This is a genomic window from Leuconostoc suionicum, from assembly GCF_001891125.1.
In the GTDB taxonomy this organism is placed as follows: domain Bacteria; phylum Bacillota; class Bacilli; order Lactobacillales; family Lactobacillaceae; genus Leuconostoc; species Leuconostoc suionicum.
The window spans coordinates 1,725,896-1,744,673 of record NZ_CP015247.1 but is presented as its reverse complement, the minus strand read 5'-3'; the positions used below and the strand labels follow the sequence as shown (position 1 = coordinate 1,744,673).

Genomic DNA, 18,778 nt, shown 5'->3' with positions numbered 1-18,778 from the left:
AGACAACACGAGCATTAAGTACACTTCTTGGTTGTGGTTTAGTACAAACACGAATGTGGTATCAGTAATAAGTTTATTAAATGTTGCATAAAAATAACTCACATGAGGAAAATATTCTATGACTAATCCAGAAAAAAAATACGCATTTGAAACACTACAACTTCATGCTGGCCAAGAAGAGCCAGATTCAGCGACAGGTGCGCGTGCTGTACCAATTTATCAGACAACTTCTTTTGTCTTTAAGGATGCTAAACAAGCTGCTGGGCGATTTGCTTTAACGGATGCTGGCAATATTTATGGGCGGTTAACCAATCCAACAAATTCGGCTTTTGAGGCAAGAGTTGCAGCGCTCGAAGGTGGTACAGCGGCTATATCGTTAGCTTCTGGTGCAGCTGCAATTACCGCAGCAATATTGAATGTCGCTGGAGCTGGCGATCATATTGTTGCCGCATCAACGTTATATGGTGGCACGGTCGAGTTGTTTTCAGAAACATTGAAGAAGTTATCTATTGATACAACATTTGTTGACCCAGATGATCCTGAAAATTTTGAAAAGGCTATTCAAGATAATACAAAAGTTATTTTCTTCGAAAGTTTAGGAAACCCCAAAATAAATATTATTGATTTTGAAGCCGTTGCAGCAATTGCAAAAAAACATGGTATTATTTCTATTGTGGATTCTACTTTTGCAACACCATTTTTGACTCGTCCGCTGGAATACGGCATTGATGTAGTTGTTCATTCAGCTACTAAGTTTATTGGTGGACATGGTACAACATTGGGTGGGGTAGTGATTGAAAAAGGAGATTTCGATTACGAGGCCTCAGGACGCTATCCTGATTTCACCACGCCAACACCATCGTACAACGGTATTGTTTGGGCCGATCTAAAAGGTGGCGCATTTGTCACTAAAATTCGTGCTGAACATTTACGTGATACAGGCGCAACATTATCACCACAATCAGCGTTTTATCTGTTGCAAGGACTAGAGACATTATCTTTGCGTGTTGAGCGCCATGTAGAAAACACACGTAAAATTGTTTCTTACTTGAATAATAATGACAAAGTTGCTTGGGTCAGTTATCCAGAATTAGATGATTCTCCATACAAGCCACTCGCTGACAAATACTTTAAGAACGGTGTTGGATCGATTTTCACATTTGGCTTAAAAGCTGGCGAAGCTGGTGCAGAAACATTGATAAATAACTTAGATATCTTCTCGTTATTGGCTAATGTTGGGGATGCTAAGTCTTTGATTATTCATCCAAAATCAACAACACACGCCCAGTTAAATGATGAGCAGTTGCAAGCAGCGGGTATTACACCAGATTTGATACGTATTTCAATTGGTATTGAAAATGTAGATGATTTAATTAACGCTTTAGACGAAGCGTTATCATATGTTAAATAAGTAGTGTTTACTACTGTGGGAGAGATTTAACAGCATTTAATAGTGATTATTGCTTTTATTAAGTTATAGGCATGTTAAAATGACACTATTAATGTATTTGGGAGCGAAAGAATATGAATAAAAAAATAGTCATTGGTGCAGTAGCTATTATTGTGGTTGCTGGCATTTATGCTACAACGCGTCCGTCAAAATCAGCCAAAGGTCATACGTTAAGAGTTGCTGTTCAAAACAACATCTCAACGTTGGATCCAAATCTAGCTGATCAAGTTGGTGCGAATTGGGCAGAAGTGCAAACACTTGAGGGGCTTTATACAACATCTGCTAATGGCAAAATTATTCCGGGGGTCGCCCAAAAAATAGTTCAACCAACCCAAGGTAATAAGGTTTATACAATTAAGCTCAAGAAGAATCAAAAGTGGTCTGATGGTTCACAAGTAACGGCGTCTGATTTTGTTAATTCAGTTAAACGTCAAGTAAATCCAGCGACAAAATCTACTCGTGCTAACCATTTTAAGGATATTGCTGGGTATGATGCTGTATATAATAATAAAGAAAACGTTAATAAACTTGGTATTAGTGCACCAGACAAATACACGGTGAAAATCGAACTATCCCATCCAGTCCCTTATTTTAATTTTATATTGGCTAACCAACTGTATCCAATTAATTCGGATAAATTAAAAGAATATGGTAGCAAGTATGGCCAAACAGCTAAGACGACTGTCTCAAATGGTGCTTATACGATTAAAAAGTGGAACCAATCATCAACGACTTGGGAATTTGTCAAAAATAAGTATTATGCTGATGCTAAAAGTGTTCATTATGATACCATTAAGGCTACTCAAGTCACTGATGCAACGCTAGCTTCTAAGCAATATTTAGCGAAGAAGGTCGACGAAACAGAAATTTCTGGTGGTATTTTAACAGATTTGAAGAAGAGCCATGCTACTGATATTAAATCAACACAAAAAGGACGTGTGGCGTTTATTGTTTGGAATGCTGCTGATAAGACAGTCAGCAATACAAATCTCAAGCGAGCTTTGAGTTTAGCAATAAACCGTAAGGAGTTAACAAAGTCAGCGTTGGCTGATGGTTCAACACCTGCCAAATCAATTGTGCCAAGTGGTGAAGTAAAAGTAGATGGTAAAGATTTCAATGCGAACTTGTCGCTGCCATATAATAAGGCATTGGCTCAAAAGTATTTGAAACAAGCGCAATCAGAATTAAATCAACAAAAAATTACAATTACGCTTAATACAGCTGACACCGATGCTTATAAGGCATTAGGGGTTTACTTGAAACAGAGCATTGAAGCAACATTGCCTGATGTTACAATTAACCTAAAGCAGTTGCCATTAAACGCTGAAATTTCCGCTTTTGAAAATCATGATTTTCAGGCTGGAACTTTAACATGGTCAACAGATTATAATGATCCCATTGATTTCTTGGATATAGCTTATTCGAAGGGCGCGATTAATTTTACAAATTGGACTAATTCGGAATATGAGAGGATAATCAACAAGGTTTCTGAGCAACATGAGGCCAATGACGCCCGTTATAAGTTGGAACAACAAGCAGCCAAGTTAAACAATGATTTAAATGGTGTTACGCCATTGTATCAAGTATCTAATGTTCACTTATTACGCTCATCGGTTAAAAACTTAGATTATCCCTTAATTGGTTATCAGAACTATAAGTATGCAAAGTGAGTGGAAAGATGAAAAAAATAGGTATACCAAGTAATAATCTTGTTCATGCGAATGCTCATTTTGGCACCAATTATGTCGACTATATCCAAAAAAATTATATTGATGGTATTAGCGGTGCGAATGCGCTACCTATTGTGTTCCCAATCGGTGATATAAAGTTGGCTAAGGCATATATCGATTCAGTAGATGCTTTGCTATTAGCAGGCGGTCAAGATGTTTCACCAGTGTATTTTGGTGAAGATCCACATATTAATTTACATGAAACTGATGCTCGACGTGATGCTTTTGAAGTGGCGCTGGTAATCGAAGCGCTTAAACAAGAAAAACCAATTCTCGGTATTTGTCGTGGATTGCAAATTATTAATGTTACACTGGGTGGCACCTTGTACCAAGATTTAGGTAGTCAGTATGACGGCTTGTCAGTAAAGCATAATCAATATCCGACAAAATGGCATGTACCAACACACCATATAGTATTGCAACGTCAAAGTTGGCTGAGTGATATTTTTGATGAAAAATCACTTGTCAATTCTTTTCATCATCAAGCAGTGAAAAGATTGGCAGATGGGTTGAAGCTGGACGCCATGAGTTCGGATAACGTTGTAGAGGCATTTTCGGATGAATCACGACGTATTTATGCAGTACAGTGGCATCCAGAAATGTTATTGATGGACAATCCAGATGCTCAATTATTGTTTGATTCATTTGTGGCAAAGATTGAATAGTTTTATACGAAGAAAAGATGAGTAGTGATTGATACATTTATAGAGAGCCCGTGTTTGGTGAGAACAGGTAATGTCATATCATGAAGATGGTCTTGGAGTTTCGCTTTAGTGAGCGTGTTATGATTTTTGAAATCAAAGCGACGTAAACTATGGCCGGGAAAGCCCGTTATAGCTGTTTTGGTTTTCTAATCCTGTATTGGAAGACTGAAGTTAAGGTGTGCAACAAAGCATACGAATAACGGGTGGTAACACGAGAAATCGTCCCGCAATCTGAATTTTTTCGGATTGCGGGATTTTTTATGTTTTAAGAGTAGAGAGTTTGCTAAGGTGAGTTTAATTAGCAAGGAGAGAAGATTGTGCGCGTAAATAATCAAACAATTTATTATTTACACACTGATAAAATGACGACGGCAGTTTATTTAAATGGCAGTGGAGCCGTTGATGCGGTTATATTAACTCAATTTTCACTGATTTGGTAGTAAAAATTGAGAGGATATCTATGACTAGAATTACGGACATTTATAAAAAGAAGTCAGCTCCAGTGCTGTCTTTTGAAATATTTCCGCCAAAAACAGAAGATGGACTACACGCTTTGTATAAAACTTTACAAAAAGTAAATCCAAAAGAAACTGGCGTTGATTATATTAGTGTGACATATGGTGCAGGCGGCGGTAGTAATCATAAAAGGACTAAAGAGATTGCGGAATATATCGAAAGAAATTGCGGTATAACAGCTTTACACAATCTCACTGGTATTAACCAAACACCAAGCAGTTTAAAGGATAATCTTGAAAAGATAAGCGTGGCGGGCATTGAAAATATATTTGCACTTCGCGGTGACACACCGACAAAAGATTATGTGAATGAATATTATCCGTTTGCAAAAGATTTAATTAAAGAGATTAAAAAAGACGGACGGTTTGATATTGGTGCAGCAATTTATCCCGAAGGACACGTTGATAATCCAATGACAGGAATTAGTGTAACTGGGGTTAAAGAAAAAGTGATTAGTGGTACAGAATTTCTAATTTCTCAACTATTTTTCGATAATGGTGTTTTCTATAACATGCAAGAGGCACTGAAGGAAAATTATATTAAGGTACCAGTATCTGCTGGTATTTTGCCTATCATTAGTCGTGCGCAAGTCGAACGTATTACTTATATGATTGGTTCATCTTTACCGGCACGCTTGGCAAAGATTGTTCATAAATATGAAAATCAACCAGAAGCCCTGCAACAGGCTGGAATTGAATATGCATTGGAGCAAATTCATGATTTGTTAGATCATGGGGTTGACGGTATTCATTTGTATGCGATGAATCAACCAAATGTTTTGAAGATAATGTTGCCAGAAATTAATAAGCACATTCAATCAAAAAAATTAACGCTTTGATGCAATAAACGAAAGAAGAAGCTCATGAAAGTAACATGTCGAAAAGTCTATTACTTGCATGCTAATAAAATTCTAACGGCTGTTTTTCTTACCGGTAGTGGTTCGGTTGATCGGTTTAAATGAAGCTATTTGTCAATTACAAGCTTATTTAAAATTAGGAGAAAAACATGACAAATACAGTAAAATCATCAAACTTAGGTTACCCAAGACTAGGCGAACACCGTGAGTGGAAAAAACTACTTGAATCTTATTGGCAAGGTAAAATAGATGAAGCGCAGTTTAATGAAACTGCTAAAAAACTACGTTTGATTAATTTAAAAAAACAAATTGAATTTGGCTTGGATATTGTTCCTGTCGCGGACAATTCAAACTACGACCATGTATTAGATACGATAGCTACTTTTAACTTAATTCCTACTCGGTTTGGTAGTTACGATCGTCCCTTAACTTTAGATGAATATTTTGCAGTGGCTCGGGGGAACAAAGACAATGTGGCTGCGGATATGACAAAGTGGTTTAATATCAATTATCACTACACGGTTCCTGAATTTGATAATACAACCCCACGTTTGTTAGAAAATCGTTGGTTAAAGTACTGGCAGGAAGCTAAAGATGAATTAGATATCAATGGTAAGCCTGTCATTGTTGGTCCGGTGACATTGATCAAGCTTGGTAAGTTGAGAGGTGAATATGTATCTGCTTCATCTGACATTAATCAATTATTAGAACAAATTTTACCACTCTATGGACAGGTATTTAAGGAGCTACAAGCAGCTGGTGTGACATGGGTCCAACTAGACGAACCCACGCTAGTCAAAGCAGTGGATGAAGCTGACGTGGAACCATATCGTCGTGCTACTGAGTATTTGAATGAGGTGGCACCGCAATTAAACATTGAGTTGCAAACGTATTTTGATTCAATTGATCCTTATCAGGCAGTCACTAAATTACCCGTACAAGCGATCGGATTAGATTTCGTTCATGGTAACGGTGAAAATTTCGATAATATTCGCAAGTTTGGATTTCCAGAAGACAAAATATTGGCAGCAGGCATAATTGATGGGCACAACGTTTGGACCGCTAATTTGCAAGAAAAAGCTAATTTTGCTGAAGAACTACGTACGTTAGCACCAAAACTATGGTTACAGCCTTCCAATACGTTGCTTCATGTACCCATTACAAAAAAGTATGAAACTAAGGCTAGTCCTGAACTGTTTGGTGGATTAGCATTTGCTGACGAGAAAGTGCAAGAGTTAGTTGCTTTAACTAAGAAGTTGAATGGCGATGATGTGAAATCAATATTTGAACAGAATACCGCTGCTCTGGAGGCATTGAATAGTTCACAAGCCCGGAATAACAAAGTAGTGCAAGAAGCCATACAACATTTATCACAAGAACGGTTCGAGCGCGATTCAAAGTATGCAGAACGTTCTAAGAAGCAACAAGCCAGTTTGCACCTGCCATTGTTACCAACAACTACAATTGGATCATTCCCGCAATCAGCCGATGTACGAGCTAAGCGTGCTGCCTGGCGTAAGGGTGAACTGTCTGAGGAACAATACAATGATTTCATTGAAGCAGAAACCAAGCGTTGGATACAGCTACAAGAAGACATTGGTCTAGATGTTCTGGTCCATGGTGAGTTTGAACGCACTGATATGGTAGAATACTTTGGTCAAAAACTAGCTGGTTTCTTTGCTACACAAAATGGGTGGGTTCAATCCTATGGTTCTCGTGGCGTTCGTCCACCAGTTATCTTTGGAGATGTTGATTATACTGAGCCAATTACTGTTAAGGAATCTGCCTTTGCACAAGCGCAAACTAATAAACCCGTGAAGGGGATGTTAACTGCGCCATTAACAATTATTAATTGGTCATTTGTACGTGATGATATTCCACGGGCTACAGTTCAGAATCAGATTGCCTTATCTTTGCGTCAAGAAGTTATTAATTTGGAAAAGGCTGGTATTAAGATTATTCAAGTAGATGAACCAGCTTTGCGTGAAGGGCTACCATTGAAACAACGTAACTGGCAAGATTATTTGGACGAAGCAATTTATTCATTTAAAATCACTACAACTGGTGTGCGGGATGAGACGCAGATTCACACACACATGTGTTATTCAGATTTTGAGGATATTATCAGTACTATTTCCGGATTAGACGCTGATGTGATTTCCATTGAAACTTCGCGTTCACATGGTGAAATTATTTCAGCTTTTGAAGATGCACATTATGATAAGCAAATTGGGTTAGGTGTTTATGACATTCATTCACCTCGTATTCCTTCAGTTGCAGAAATTGCGGACAATATCCGTCGTGGCTTGAAAGTTATTGATCATAATCAGTTCTGGGTCAATCCAGATTGTGGTTTGAAAACACGTAATGAAAAGGAAACCCTTGAAGCGTTACAAAATCTGGAAGATGCGCGCGATCTAGTCTTTTCTGAGATATCTAGTAATTAAGTGATGATTAAAAAATCGGTAAAACAGCAATGAAGTAATCTTGATGAATGCCTTATGGTTTAACAATAAAATTACATTACAGAAGCTTTTATTTATAATAAGGAAAATATTCATGACGAAAACAACATTAAAACGTGCTATGAGCGCAAGACAAATACAAATGATAGGTTTAGCCAGTGGTATTGGAACGGGTCTATTTTTATCTTCAGCTTACACAATTCATACTGCCGGGGCATTGGGTACAATTTTAGCTTATACTATCGGCGCTGTTCTAGTTTATTTGATTATGTTAAGTGTTGCTGAATTATCTATAGCTATGCCGCAAACAGGCGCTTTTCATTACCATGCGCAAAAGTTAATTGGTCCAGCGACTGGGTTTTTAGTGGCCATCTCTTATTGGTTAACATGGACCATTGCATTGGGGTCTGAATTTACCGCTTCTGGAATAATTATGCAACATTGGTTTCCGCATGTCCCCGTATGGGCGTTTTCAGGTTTCTTTATTCTTATTATTTTACTCAGTAATGTTTTCTCAGTAAAAATATTTGGTGAAAGTGAGTACTGGTTAGCAGCTATCAAAGTTGTAGCTATTATTGTTTTCTTATTTATTGGCGTGTCGATTTTAACAGGTATTGTGCACACAAATACGAAAACACCAGTCGGTTTTCAGAATATTTTTAGTCATGGTGCATTTCCTAATGGGATCGGCGCAGTATTTACAACCATGCTAGCTGTTAACTTTGCTTTTAGTGGTACAGAATTAATGGGTATCACAGCAGGGGAGGCTGTTAACCCTGAAAAAGCCATTCCAAAAGCCATAAAAGCTGTTTGGTGGCGACAAGTAGTATTCTTTATTGGCAGTATTACTATTCTAGCGGCGATTATTCCTTATGAGAAAGCTGGTCTAACGGAGAGCCCATTTGTTACGGTATTCAGCATGGTAGGAGTACCGTACGCTACCGATATTATGAATTTTGTTATTTTGACGGGTATATTGTCTATGGCTAATTCGGGATTATATGCGTCAACTCGTATGTTGTGGTCTTTGAGTCATGAAAACTTAATCAGTCCAGTTTTTGAAAGAACCAATAGAAATGGTATTCCTGTTGTGGCGCTAATAGCAAGTTTGGCAGGTGGATTGTTGGCACTCTTTTCAAGTTTTGTAGCTGCGGGTTCGTTATATTTAATTTTAGTTTCGATTTCTGGTTTGGCTGTTGTGTTTGTCTGGATTGCTATTGCGTGGTCACATTTTAAGTACTATCGGCTTTTAAAAAAGGAAGATCGTATCAATGAACTACGTTATCCTAAATGGGCGTACCCAGTATTACCATTAGCTGGTTTTATTGGTTCGTCACTTTCTGTCATTTTAGTGATTTTTGATCCTAACCAAAGAGACGCACTAATTTGGTCAATACCATTTGTGTTGGGTGTCTATGCTTATTACTATATTCGCTTTAAATGGTGGCCAAAACACCAATCAGTTAAAACAGCAAATTCTAAAATAAGGCAGGTTATTGATAAATGACAAAGGTAGATCATATTATTGAAAATAATATTGTAACATTAGATGGTGGTTTGGGAAGTGAATTAGAAAAAAAGCATGTTGAAGTTAATAACAATCTATGGTCAGCCTCGGCATTGATTCAGAATCCAGGAATTGTGCGTGATATTCATAAAAGTTATTTTAATGCTGGTGCGCAATTGGCGATTACTGATACTTATCAAGTACACATACCATTTCCAAACGGTGATCAATTAAGGGGATATGAACTAATTGATTTAGCCGTTGACTTGGCCAAGGAAGCCTTAAGTGATTCAAACCAAAGACAGGAGAGTGGATTGATTGCAGGTTCCGTAGGACCATATGGTGCATACTTGTCGAATGGCGCGGAATACACAGGGGACTACCAGCTTTCTCAGTCAGAATATAAAGATTTTCATCGGGAGCGTGTCAATCGTCTAGTTCAAGATAATGTAGATGTTTTATTATTAGAAACAATGCCTAATTTTGAAGAGGCCAAAGCGGTCGTCGACCTAATAAGTACTGAATTTTCAAAAATACCTATATTTTTGTCATTTTCAACGGAATTGGGAGAACATTTGTGGGATGGAACATCTTTAAAAGAAGTGATTTCTTATTTTAATCAGAATGAACAAATTCGAGCGATAGGTGTGAATTGTACGGCTCCTGAAAATATTATAAAAGCACTTCATAATATAGCACCATACACAGAAAAGAAAATAATCGTTTATCCAAACGCGGGTGACACATATGATCCAATAAGTAAGAGATGGGTTACAGATCATGGACCGATAAACTGGTCTGAACTAGTACCCACTTGGTATGAAGCAGGTGCTTGTTTAATAGGCGGTTGTTGCCGTACTAGTCCAGATGATATTTATGAAATCAATGAGGCGGTTCAACAATTAAAAAAAAGGACTGCTAATATTAATGAACAAAAAAGATGAGCCTTGCGGTTCATCTTTTTTTAATGATTGAATTTTTGTATTTGGAAAAAATCAAGTAAGAAAGTCAAAATGGGTAATCCAATAATTAGACCCCAAACACCAAAAAAATGTTCCATGATAATTAAGTTTAATAAGATAATTAAAATTGGCATGTGTGTTTTTTGAGACATTAGGTGAGGATGTAAAAAGTAAGACTCGAACAGATGAATTAAAGCAACAGCAATTACAATGATAATCACGGTATCCCAATCACCAATGATAAAAGCAGTGATAGTCAAAGGCACTAATGAAATAACGACCCCAAATACAGGAATTAATCCCAACACGAAAATTAAAATAGTAAATCCTAATAAATAGGGGAAATGCAATGACAATAGCACTAAGAACATCAGCGCCGTATTGATGGTACAAATGATGAGTTGGATTTCAAACAACTTACCCAAAATAATAATAAAACGGTGGACGATAATATAAAACTCACCAAAAAATTTTTTGAATGGACTATGTAAAAAATTCATGCTCCACAAGCGTAATTTTGGATAAGTCATACTAAATATAAAACTAAATAGTAGCGCTAACACCAATTGATAAATCACGTGTCCAATATGATTTAATTGTGATAAACTCTCAGAAATTAAATTTTTACTATTAAAAATCGAAGTATATTGATTAACGTTTTTGTATACATTTTGCAACAGTGCATTGTCTTGCCAATTCCAATTCATGGCCAAAGTAATCATACTCTTGATTTGCTCAATTAGCGTAGCAGCGCCGTGTTGAATGGCTAATGAAACGACACTGATAAAAATAATGTAAACTAACGCAATTGATACAGCCCGAGATATTTTCAAAAAATGAGCTAATGGCTTAGCAACACTCATAGCTAGGTAAGAAAATATAATTGTTAATAACAGCAAAGACATAAACTGCTTTAAAGCAATAATCAGAAGAATGATTGCTAACAAAACACCATAACGATAAGGTATTCTTTTCTGAATAGTTTCTAGTAAATTCATGTAACTTCCCCTTAAGTAATTGTAATATCTATTATATCTAAAATTAGGGGAAATGGTTTACGTTTGTAAAAATAAAACCTTTTCTATAAATGTGTTTTAAATTAATATAATTAGACTATTGACATTTTATATTTGTCGTGTCATAATAATTTTATTAACTAAAAGGAAAAAACTCTTATGAAAAGTTTAAGTTCAACTAACTTCACACAAGTCATTAAGATCAACGTCGTCATTATTATTTGACTTCTCGGTTGGTCTACTTTTTGATGCCAGCCTTGAAGAAAGGCTGGCGTGGAGTTGTTGAATTTTTTCGACATACTTTAGGAAGCGCTAGTTTATCTAGCGCTTCCTTTTTTCTTATAGTTTTACCATAATAATTGTGCGAACAATTATGGTGGAGAGCAAATTATTGTTGATAATACAGGAGGATAAGACCATGGATGCACCATTGTCTACAACACCGGCCAAAGAAGAGGCCAAAACAGTAAGTGATATGAAAGCACAGCCACGTAAAGTGAGTGAAGTTGTTTTTGATGTTTCACAAGGAATTTCAAACGCCATTTTGGCTGTCCTCGGTATGGGACTCTTGATGTCGTCTATTGGAAGTATTTTTCATTATACCCCACTAATTCAGGCTGGCTTAATGGGCCAAAAGATGTTGGCCCCAGCCTTAGGAGTCGGTATTGCGATGATGATGCGGGCAAATATTTTGACAACTGGGGCAGCTTTGATTGCAGCCACGGTTGGATCCAACGCTGTTTATTTCACGTCAGCGGTAGCTCCAGCAACACATACAGCAACCGGCTGGGTTGCTGATCAGGCTGCAGGCTCATTGGTTATGACATCTGGACAACCTGTTTCGGCTGTATTAGCAGCCCTAGTTGCGGTACTAGTTGGTAATTGGTTGACCGGTAAAACGCCTTTGGATATGATGCTAGTTCCTTTGGGAGCGGTATTGGTTGGAACGTTCTTTGGCTTGGCTACAGCTTCTGTAACAACACCTTTCTTGAATTGGGTTTCTGAAGAACTTGCTTCTACAATGAAAATCAATCCATTCTTAGGTGCGTTCGTTGTTGCTGTGGTGTGGTTCTTATTCTTAATGACACCAGCTTCATCCGCGGCTTTGGCAATTGCGGTTATGTTAGATCCATTGTCAGGTGGGGCAGCTCTTGTCGGTACAACTGCAGGATTTGTAATGTATACAGCTATGGGCTGGAAGCAAAATAATTTAGGTGCTAACTTGGCACAAGTAATTGTTACACCAAAAGTTCAGTTTCCTAATTTATTAAAGAGTCCATTATTGCTTTTTGGTCCAGCTTTCATTGCTGGTGTTTCAGCTGTATTTGCTGTAGGTGTTTTCAGTTTTAAAGTACCTTATGCAATTGCTGGATTGGGTTTGAATGGTTTTATTGCACCTATTGCTTTAGCAACAACTGATTTGCGTGGTTTTCTCTTAATGGTTGTCTTTGGGGCCGTTGTACCAACTGTAGCAGGATTGGTATTCTACTATGTCTTGAAAAAGCTTGGCAAAACTAAGAAAAACGATTTGCATCTCGATGTGGTATAAATATAACTAAAGTTTAAAAACAGACAATCAATGCAAATGTCATCGAGTCGTCACATAGACGGCTTTTTTTAGTACAAGAAATGGCGTAGAATATGTTGAGTAATAAATAATTGTATTGAGAGAAACGATATGTTTGAAAATATCAAACGGACCTTAATTGGAAAACCCTTGAAGACACTTGATGAAGGTGGTCAATCATTATCTAAAACCAAAGCACTGGCACTTTTATCATCTGACGCTTTGTCATCAGTAGCCTATGGTACTGAGTCGATTACAACTGCTTTATTGGCTGCCGGTGCAGTGGCATTATGGTTACAAATTCCAATTGCATTGCTTGTTTTAGTATTATTAGCTGCTATTGTTATGAGTTATCGGCAGATTATACACGCTTATCCGTCAGGTGGCGGTGCTTATGCAGTAGCCAGTGAGAATTGGGGAGCAAAAGCGGGATTAATTGCTGGTGGATCATTGCTTGTTGACTATATGTTGACTGTGGCTGTTTCCGCCTCAGCTGCCGCGGATGCGATTACAGCCGCTTTCCCAGCTACGCTACCATTTACGGTGCCATTGTCAATTATTATTGTTTTGTTGCTAACTGGTATGAATTTGCGTGGGTTACGTGAAAGCGCTAATTTTTTGATGGTACCAGTTTATTTCTTCATTGTGGTAATAGTAACCATGATTGCTTGGGGTGTTTTCCAGGCACTGACTGGGCAATTGCCATATCATGCAGCCGCAAAAATTGGCACAAGTTTTAGTGGTTTATCATTGGTTTTGTTTATGCGTGCGTTTTCGAGCGGATCATCATCTTTGACAGGTGTTGAGGCAATTTCTAACGCTGTACCTAATTTCAAGGAACCAAAAGAAAAACATGCGGCCGCAACATTAGCAACAATGGCTGTTATTTTGGCGACTTTCTTTGGTGGTATCACATTTTTGAGTTACTGGTTAGGTATTACGCCAAATAGTAAGTCGACCGTGTTATCGCAGATTGCTGCGACAACATTTGGTGGGTATCACGTTGGTTTTTATGTTGTACAATTTGCAACGGCAATGATTTTAGCTGTTGCCGCCAATACTGGTTTTTCTGCTTTTCCAATGCTTGCATTGAATTTAGCTCGCGATAAATATCTCCCACATCTTTATATGGACAGGGGAGACCGGCTAGGGTATTCTAATGGTATTCTATCATTGGCCTTTGGTGCAATTGTGCTTATCATGATTTTTCATGGGTCAACAGATGCTTTGATTCCACTATATGCTGTTGGTGTCTTCGTACCATTTACACTATCGCAATCTGGAATGATTATTCATTGGTGGCGTAATAAACCACAACATTGGGTGGTTAAGGCGATTATCAATTTTATTGGTGCCTTTATTTCTGCCGTTTTGGTTATCACACTTTTTGCAACGAGAATCGAACATGTTTGGCCATACCTTTTCATTATGCCAATGATTTTGTTTATGTTCTTGAAAATTAAACATCATTATATGAGTATTGGTAAACAATTACGTTTACAATATCTAAAAAATGACAATGCTGAGCGTCACCATTACGACGGCGCAACAGTTATTGTTTTAGTTTCAAATATTACGAAGGTAACTATGGAGGCCGTTGATTACGCGCAATCTATTGGAGACTACGTAGTGGCTATGCATGTCAGTTTTGATGTTAATCCCAAAAAAGAGTTGAAAACATCAACTCAATTTAAATTAGATTTTCCTGATGTGCGTTATGTTGATATCCATTCTTCTTATCGCTCGATTGTTAAGCCTTCTTTAAGCTTTGTGGATGCTGTAGTTAAACAAGCAAAAAAGCGCAATCATTCAGTGACAGTATTAATTCCACAATTTGTACCAAAACAACCATGGCAAAATATTTTGCATAACCAAAATTCACTTCGTTTACGCGCTGCTTTCGCTGCTCGTGAGGATATTTCGGTATCAACGTATTATTACCATTTATCAGAATAAACTAATGCAGCCTAGTGGCTGTGTACATATAGTAATTTGAAAGGAAAAATGCAGGTCGCACGGTAATCTGTGTTAGTTATAATAATGTCACAAGATACAAAATTAATTCTATTTTTTATTTGGGTAGTCATTGCCATGTTGATTTCAACAGTGGGTTTGGTCATGATTATGCGTTGGTATCATAGAGAAGTTACTAAGGTTAAGAAGCAACAAGCTGAAGAACATCAGAAACAAAATAATCAGGACAAAAATATTTAAAAAGCAACAACTGTTCGGACAGCTGTTGCTTTTTTATGGTTATTAAAATGTCTCTGTTTCAATCACATTTAACTTTGCTTGCCAATCAATAGTCGGATACTTTTTATTTAAGACTGTTGTTAAGACACGCTTAGCTAAATTACCGTTGCGGGTGAAAATCGGTCCATGGAAATATGAGCCGTAGACGTTGCGGTAAATAACACCTTCGGTGTTATCCATACCATTATTACCATTACCGGAAACAACAGTACCTAATGCACGTTCGCTTTCACCTAGGAATGTGCGTCCTTGGTGATTCTCAAATCCATGGTAGGTTTCACCAGTTTCGTTGTTTTTGATCACAATATTACCAGTTAGTCGCTCGTCTTTTAGCGTTGTCAATTTTTCATCATGCATATTGGTGGTGTAGTGATCCATTACACCGATACCATCGACTTTTGTGCCATCGGCCATTAGCATATATTTACCTAACAATTGAAAACCACCACAGACAGCCAACAATGCACCATCATTCTCAATATAATCTTGGATTGGTTTCGCTTTAGATTTCAAATCATGGGCGACAATAGTCTCTTCATAATCTTGTCCACCACCAAATAAGACAAAATCATATGCGTTAGCATTAAATTCATCCCCAAGAGAGACCAAATGATAATCAACCGATACACCAATTTGCTTAGCATAGTAAGTTAAAGCAATTATGTTACCATAATCACCATATGTATTCATTAGGTTACCGTATAAATGAGCCACAGAAATATCATAATCATCCATTAGAAACCTCCTTTGATGTAACCTTTGGCACTTAATTGTTCTCTTAGTTGTAGCATGGCCGTATAAGTAGCAGCGATGTAAACCTTTTTGGTTGGTAATGACTTGATAGCTGTTACAACTTCTGAAAGATTTTCATATACGGATTGGTTTGCAAATCCAGCCATCTTTAAGCGAACTCGTAGGTCTTTATACCGTTCACCACCAGTGGCAACTGCTTGAATTTTGGTATCATGTAATTTTTCAAATTCGGCATCCCAAATCCAACTAGTGTCAATTCCGTCGGCATAATTTGCATTTAATAGGGCTAAAAGAGAAAATTCATCTTTTTCAGTTAACATCATGTCGATTACTGAATTTGTGCCAACTGGGTTTTTAATCAATACAATAATGACATCTTTGCCATCAACGTTAATTGCTTCTTGACGTCCAAAAATTTGAGCATTTGATTCAAATGCTTTTTTTATTTGTTCGGGGGCTACACCAAATTCACGACCAACTGAGAATGCTGCTAGGGCGTTGTAAATATTATATAAGCCGCCAATTTCAATACGAAGTGGTGTATTGTCAATACTAAACGTCGAGTATCTAGGTGTTAGGTCATCAATACTTGTTACTTGGTAGTCTAGTTTTGGGCGGCTAAATTCATCTGTTACACTAAAATATTTTCCTAGGTTGGCATAAGTAATGAAATCATAGTGTAGTACAGAATTGTCTGTTGGTGACAAAATGCCATCGGTGTTTATTGGCGCAACATTAGGTTGGTAATCTGATGGTGCAATTTGATTAAAACCAAAGTACCGTCGTGTATTGGTAAAATCACCACGCGTAAAGATAGGTGAATCTCCATTCGCTAAGACAAGCGCCTCAGGTGCATTTTTAATCCCAGCAACAATCTTATCGTAAGTTGTGTAAATTTCACCATAACGGTCCATTTGATCACGGAAAATATTTGTTAGTACGAACATTTTTGGTTGAATTGCTGTTGTAATTTTTTCAACGTTAGCTTCATCAACCTCGAGCACGGCTAGTGGCTTTTTACCATTTGGTGATGTTTTGATTTTAGTAGTCACTAACGTACCAGTAATACCTTGAATCATATTTGATCCAGAAGGGTTTGTAATTACATGGTATCCACCTGCCTGTAAAACACGAGTGATTAAGGCTGTCGTAAGTGTTTTTCCGTTCGTTCCTGTAACAATAATTAAATCAAAATCTTGTTGAATTGTTTTTAAAATGTTAGGGTCGATTGAAACAGCTAGTTTACCTGGCAAGCTGGTTCCACCACGATGCAAAACATTTCTTAAAAACCAATACGAAGATTTGGCTGTGGCGCGTGCAATTGAACTTTTAAGTGTCATAATATCCCCACTTTCATGTTTATAATTTTACCATGAACGGATATGTGGTGGGTGATTTCATTAAAAGGTTCTGAACAATTTTACAAACATGATACCCAGCCAACTTGTAAATTATATTTTTGGTAACCGTAATCAGCGTGGTAAAATAAAAGCTATATTGTAAAGGAGACAAACAATGGGGACTATTCATTTACCAAATATGCGCTTTTATACTTACAATGGGGTATTTGCTGCTGAAAAGCAGCTTGGGCAACCACTTTCTATTGATGTGATGGTAACGTACCCGATTGAGACAGCTGTTCACGATGATGATTTGAATACGACCATTTCTTATGTCGATATCTATCAAGAAGTTGAAAAAAAAGTAACTAGTACGCAAGTCAATTTGATAGAATCATTGGCAAATGATATATTGTTTGATTTACTGAAGCACTTTGAGTTAGCTGAGAAAGTTGTAGTTTCAGTTAAGAAGCACGCTATTCCGTTACCAGGAATTTACGATCCTTTTGTGATAACAGTTAGTGGAACACAAGGTGATTTGTTAAAAAGAGGGCAGATATGACAATTGTATATTTAAGTTTGGGATCAAATTTAGGGAATCGTGCAGATAATTTGCAGCAAGCTATCAGGTTATTACATAAAAATCCGAACATTGATATTGAAGCTACGTCGCCCATTTATGAAACTCAACCCGTTGGTGGCGTGGTGCAAGATGACTTTTACAATATTGCAGTGCGTGCGAATACATCTTTAGATGCCTATAATTTGTTAACTGTATTGCAAGAAATTGAAAAGAAGTTAAAGAGAGTGCGCTTACAACATTGGGGGCCTCGCACCATTGATTTAGATATTCTGTTGTTTGGGGATGAAAAATGGTCAACAGAAACACTCACTATTCCTCATCGTGAGATGGCAAATCGACTGTTTGTTTTAACACCATTGTTAGATGTGGTTTTACCTGAACGAAAGCATGAAGTACAGCAACTCATATCGACAACGACAGATAAAAATTGGGTGCGTCAAGTAAGTAATCAACAAATCGGGAGTTTTCATGAAGATATTTGATACTGAAACAAATCAACGTTTAGAAAAAGATGTAAAAAATGTTTTAACGACAATTGGCGATGATGTTTCACGTGATGGCTTACTAGAAACACCAGCACGTGTATCTAGGGCGTATGCTGAAATATTTGCTCATACTGGTGAAAGAATATTTCAGGATTATAAAGTGTTTTCCACTGAGAGTGATACGGATATTGTGATTGTTGAAAATATTCCATTTTATTCGATGTGTGAGCATCATCTATTACCTTTTTTTGGAACAGTTGATATTGCCTATGTTCCTAATCATAAAATTATTGGCTTAAGTAAACTGCCGCGTTTAGTTGATTGGTCTGCTCGTCGTCCCAGTGTGCAAGAAAGTTTGACAACATTAGTTGCGGATGAAGTGACTCGCATTGTGGAACCAAAAGGAGTTGCCGTAAATATTACGGCACGCCATATGTGTATGGAAATGCGTGGTATTAATCGGCCAGGTACACAGACCAATACGAGTGTGTACCGAGGGGTATTAAAAACAGATGCGCTATTGCGACAGCAGTTTATGCAGCGTGTTATTCGATAATAGGTTCAAAATTCAAGTTATATAAAAAGGAATAA

Annotated in this window: 16 protein-coding genes; 13 read left to right on the top strand and 3 right to left on the bottom strand. The window is 37.4% G+C overall.

The window, feature by feature from the left end; translation table 11 throughout:
- Positions 1 to 118 precede the first annotated feature (118 nt).
- From A6B45_RS08755 to mmuM, 7 genes are all read left to right on the top strand, one after another.
- Positions 119 to 1,411: an O-acetylhomoserine aminocarboxypropyltransferase/cysteine synthase family protein gene (locus A6B45_RS08755; RefSeq protein ID WP_072614224.1), complete on the top strand. Its 1,293-nt coding sequence runs from the start codon at positions 119 to 121 to the stop codon at positions 1,409 to 1,411.
- Between the two features lie 113 nt (positions 1,412 to 1,524).
- Complete coding sequence (locus tag A6B45_RS08750) at positions 1,525 to 3,120, top strand: peptide ABC transporter substrate-binding protein (RefSeq protein WP_072614223.1); 1,596 nt, start codon at positions 1,525 to 1,527, stop codon at positions 3,118 to 3,120.
- Between the two features lie 8 nt (positions 3,121 to 3,128).
- Entirely contained in the window at positions 3,129 to 3,845 is a 717-nt protein-coding gene (locus A6B45_RS08745; protein WP_072614222.1) for a gamma-glutamyl-gamma-aminobutyrate hydrolase family protein, read from the top strand.
- Between the two features lie 499 nt (positions 3,846 to 4,344).
- Entirely contained in the window at positions 4,345 to 5,238 is an 894-nt protein-coding gene (locus A6B45_RS08740) for a methylenetetrahydrofolate reductase (protein ID WP_072614221.1), read from the top strand.
- 167 nt (positions 5,239 to 5,405) lie between these two features.
- The gene (metE, locus tag A6B45_RS08735) at positions 5,406 to 7,703 is read left to right on the top strand and encodes a 5-methyltetrahydropteroyltriglutamate--homocysteine S-methyltransferase (RefSeq protein ID WP_072614220.1); all 2,298 of its coding nucleotides are present in this window, start codon (positions 5,406 to 5,408) and stop codon (positions 7,701 to 7,703) included.
- A 112-nt stretch (positions 7,704 to 7,815) separates the two neighbouring features.
- A complete protein-coding gene (locus A6B45_RS08730) occupies positions 7,816 to 9,228 on the top strand; it encodes an amino acid permease (RefSeq protein WP_072614219.1) in 1,413 nt (470 codons plus the stop codon).
- Complete coding sequence (gene mmuM, locus A6B45_RS08725; RefSeq protein ID WP_072614218.1) at positions 9,225 to 10,172, top strand: homocysteine S-methyltransferase; 948 nt, start codon at positions 9,225 to 9,227, stop codon at positions 10,170 to 10,172. Before A6B45_RS08730 ends, mmuM begins: the two co-directional genes overlap by 4 nt.
- Before the next feature lie 20 nt (positions 10,173 to 10,192).
- Here mmuM and A6B45_RS08720 read toward each other — a convergent pair whose 3' ends face one another.
- On the bottom strand, positions 10,193 to 11,188 hold the full coding sequence (locus tag A6B45_RS08720; protein ID WP_072614217.1) for an AI-2E family transporter: 996 nt from the start codon (positions 11,186 to 11,188) through the stop codon (positions 10,193 to 10,195).
- Positions 11,189 to 11,624: 436 nt separating this feature from the next.
- On the opposite strand from A6B45_RS08720, the gene A6B45_RS08715 reads away from it, so the two are divergent.
- The 3 genes from A6B45_RS08715 to A6B45_RS10490 all read left to right on the top strand — a co-directional run bounded on the left by A6B45_RS08715 (position 11,625) and on the right by A6B45_RS10490 (position 14,987).
- Positions 11,625 to 12,755, top strand: coding sequence for a PTS transporter subunit IIC (locus tag A6B45_RS08715; RefSeq protein WP_072614216.1), 1,131 nt, complete (start codon positions 11,625 to 11,627; stop codon positions 12,753 to 12,755).
- A gap of 129 nt (positions 12,756 to 12,884) precedes the next feature.
- Positions 12,885 to 14,729, top strand: a complete 1,845-nt coding sequence (locus A6B45_RS08710) for an APC family permease (protein ID WP_072614215.1) — start codon at positions 12,885 to 12,887, stop codon at positions 14,727 to 14,729.
- An 84-nt stretch (positions 14,730 to 14,813) separates the two neighbouring features.
- Positions 14,814 to 14,987, top strand: coding sequence for a hypothetical protein (locus A6B45_RS10490; RefSeq protein WP_165784765.1), 174 nt, complete (start codon positions 14,814 to 14,816; stop codon positions 14,985 to 14,987).
- A gap of 42 nt (positions 14,988 to 15,029) precedes the next feature.
- On the opposite strand, the gene A6B45_RS08705 is transcribed toward A6B45_RS10490, so the two are convergent.
- Both A6B45_RS08705 and A6B45_RS08700 read right to left on the bottom strand, forming a co-directional pair.
- Entirely contained in the window at positions 15,030 to 15,761 is a 732-nt protein-coding gene (locus A6B45_RS08705; protein ID WP_072614214.1) for a type 1 glutamine amidotransferase, read from the bottom strand.
- Complete coding sequence (locus A6B45_RS08700) at positions 15,761 to 17,119, bottom strand: Mur ligase family protein (protein ID WP_072614213.1); 1,359 nt, start codon at positions 17,117 to 17,119, stop codon at positions 15,761 to 15,763. The genes A6B45_RS08705 and A6B45_RS08700 overlap by 1 nt, the downstream gene beginning before the upstream one ends.
- A gap of 175 nt (positions 17,120 to 17,294) precedes the next feature.
- On the opposite strand from A6B45_RS08700, the gene folB reads away from it, so the two are divergent.
- From folB to folE, 3 genes are read left to right on the top strand one after another with little or no spacing between them, the layout of a single operon-like run.
- Positions 17,295 to 17,681 carry a dihydroneopterin aldolase gene (folB, locus tag A6B45_RS08695; protein ID WP_072614212.1) on the top strand — a complete coding sequence of 129 codons (387 nt, stop codon included), beginning with the start codon at positions 17,295 to 17,297 and terminating at the stop codon, positions 17,679 to 17,681.
- On the top strand, positions 17,678 to 18,184 hold the full coding sequence (gene folK / locus A6B45_RS08690; RefSeq protein WP_072614211.1) for a 2-amino-4-hydroxy-6-hydroxymethyldihydropteridine diphosphokinase: 507 nt from the start codon (positions 17,678 to 17,680) through the stop codon (positions 18,182 to 18,184). Before folB ends, folK begins: the two co-directional genes overlap by 4 nt.
- The gene (gene folE, locus A6B45_RS08685) at positions 18,171 to 18,743 is read left to right on the top strand and encodes a GTP cyclohydrolase I FolE (RefSeq protein ID WP_072614210.1); all 573 of its coding nucleotides are present in this window, start codon (positions 18,171 to 18,173) and stop codon (positions 18,741 to 18,743) included. The genes folK and folE overlap by 14 nt, the downstream gene beginning before the upstream one ends.
- Positions 18,744 to 18,778 lie beyond the last annotated feature (35 nt).

Excerpts from the sequence above, each read along its gene's own strand:
- A6B45_RS08755 (WP_072614224.1), top strand. The coding sequence starts at position 119 with ATGACTAATCCAGAAAAAAAATACGCATTTGAAACACTACAACTTCAT.
- A6B45_RS08750 (WP_072614223.1), top strand. The coding sequence starts at position 1,525 with ATGAATAAAAAAATAGTCATTGGTGCAGTAGCTATTATTGTGGTTGCT.
- A6B45_RS08745 (WP_072614222.1), top strand. The coding sequence starts at position 3,129 with ATGAAAAAAATAGGTATACCAAGTAATAATCTTGTTCATGCGAATGCT.
- A6B45_RS08740 (WP_072614221.1), top strand. The coding sequence starts at position 4,345 with ATGACTAGAATTACGGACATTTATAAAAAGAAGTCAGCTCCAGTGCTG.
- metE (WP_072614220.1), top strand. The coding sequence starts at position 5,406 with ATGACAAATACAGTAAAATCATCAAACTTAGGTTACCCAAGACTAGGC.
- A6B45_RS08730 (WP_072614219.1), top strand. The coding sequence starts at position 7,816 with ATGACGAAAACAACATTAAAACGTGCTATGAGCGCAAGACAAATACAA.
- mmuM (WP_072614218.1), top strand. The coding sequence starts at position 9,225 with ATGACAAAGGTAGATCATATTATTGAAAATAATATTGTAACATTAGAT.
- A6B45_RS08720 (WP_072614217.1), bottom strand. The coding sequence starts at position 11,188 with ATGAATTTACTAGAAACTATTCAGAAAAGAATACCTTATCGTTATGGT.
- A6B45_RS08715 (WP_072614216.1), top strand. The coding sequence starts at position 11,625 with ATGGATGCACCATTGTCTACAACACCGGCCAAAGAAGAGGCCAAAACA.
- A6B45_RS08710 (WP_072614215.1), top strand. The coding sequence starts at position 12,885 with ATGTTTGAAAATATCAAACGGACCTTAATTGGAAAACCCTTGAAGACA.
- A6B45_RS10490 (WP_165784765.1), top strand. The coding sequence starts at position 14,814 with ATGTCACAAGATACAAAATTAATTCTATTTTTTATTTGGGTAGTCATT.
- A6B45_RS08705 (WP_072614214.1), bottom strand. The coding sequence starts at position 15,761 with ATGGATGATTATGATATTTCTGTGGCTCATTTATACGGTAACCTAATG.
- A6B45_RS08700 (WP_072614213.1), bottom strand. The coding sequence starts at position 17,119 with ATGACACTTAAAAGTTCAATTGCACGCGCCACAGCCAAATCTTCGTAT.
- folB (WP_072614212.1), top strand. The coding sequence starts at position 17,295 with ATGGGGACTATTCATTTACCAAATATGCGCTTTTATACTTACAATGGG.
- folK (WP_072614211.1), top strand. The coding sequence starts at position 17,678 with ATGACAATTGTATATTTAAGTTTGGGATCAAATTTAGGGAATCGTGCA.
- folE (WP_072614210.1), top strand. The coding sequence starts at position 18,171 with ATGAAGATATTTGATACTGAAACAAATCAACGTTTAGAAAAAGATGTA.